The organism is Kitasatospora sp. NPDC051164, from assembly GCF_044455625.1.
Classification (GTDB): Bacteria; Actinomycetota; Actinomycetes; order Streptomycetales; family Streptomycetaceae; genus Kitasatospora.
In genome coordinates this window covers 1-1,269 of sequence record NZ_JBITFB010000129.1, presented here as the reverse complement: position 1 = coordinate 1,269, position 1,269 = coordinate 1, and the positions used below count along the sequence as shown (strand labels likewise).

General features: G+C 65.8%; 1 protein-coding gene. It reads right to left on the bottom strand.

Features of this window, described 5'->3' with window-relative positions:
• Nucleotides 1-18 precede the first annotated feature (18 nt).
• Nucleotides 19-1,248, bottom strand: a complete 1,230-nt coding sequence (locus ACIBEC_RS47815; RefSeq protein ID WP_360510343.1) for an RNA-guided endonuclease TnpB family protein — start codon at nucleotides 1,246-1,248, stop codon at nucleotides 19-21.
• Nucleotides 1,249-1,269: the final 21 nt, after the last annotated feature.

The window sequence follows — 1,269 nt, the reverse complement described above, 5'->3', positions numbered from 1 at the left end:
GAACGAGGGGGATTCCCCTCAGCCTCGCGGCTGAGCCGCTGCGCGTGTGCGCTGCGGTGGGACGACTTCCTGCTTCATCGACGACCGCCCGCCCGGAGTGCTCCGTTGAGGTCTTACAGCGTCTCCACAGGCGGCAACCGCCAGCCCGGCGGCCAGGATGTTCTTCGCCGCGTTCACGTCCCGGTCGTGGGTCGTCCCGCAGTCACACGTCCACTCACGGACGTTGAGCGGCATCCTGCCTCGCAAGATACCGCAGGCACTGCACAGCTTGGAGGAGGGAAACCAGCGGTCGATCACCACGAGCTCCCGCCCGTACCAGACCGCTTTGTACTCCAGCATGCTCCGCAGTTCCGACCACGACGCATCGGCGATCGCGCGAGCCAGAGTACGGTTCCTCAGCATGTTCCGCACGGTCAGGTCCTCGATCACGAGCGTTTGGTTCTCACGCACGAGAGCGGTGGTGACCTTGTGCAGGAAGTCCCTGCGACGGTCGGCGATCCGGACATGCGCCCGGCCGACCTTCAACCGGGCCTTGTCCCGGTTCTTCGATCCCTTGGCCTTGCGCGCAAGATCCCGCTGAGCCTTCGCGAGGCGCTGCCGGTCATTCCGCTCATGCCTCGGGTTGCGGATCTTCCCGTGCCCGTCCGTCAGACCTTCGATCGGCCTGGACAGGACGAGCAGCGACGCTATGCCCGCATCGATACCGACAGCGGCGTTCGTCACCGGCATCGGCGCCGGGCGGTCGTCGCACAGCACCGACACGAACCAGCGTCCGGCCGAGTCCTGCGACACGGTGACCATGGTCGGTGTACTGCCCTCGGGCAGAGGCCGGGACCACACGATGCGCAGAGGCCCGGCCATCTTCGCCAGCGTCAGCCGACCGTCCCGCCACCGAAACGCGGAGGACGTGTACTCGGCGGACTTGCAGGACTTCTTCCGGGACTTGAAACGCGGGCACTTCCCCCGTTTCCCCCAGAAGTTGGCGAACGCACCCTGCAAGTGCCGCAGCGCCTGCTGCAATGGAACGGAGGAAACCTCGCAGAGGTAGGCCAGTTCCTCGGTCTTCTTCCATGCCGTCAGCATCGCACTGGTGGCGTTGTAGTTGACGCGCTCCTGCCGCTGCTGCCACGCGTCCGTACGCGCCTGCAACGCCAGGTTGTAGACCTTCCGCACGCACCCGAACGTGCGCGACAGCTCAGCCGCCTGCGCATCGGTCGGATAGAAACGGAACTTGAACGCCCGCTTCACGGAAGTGGTCCGCACGAATCA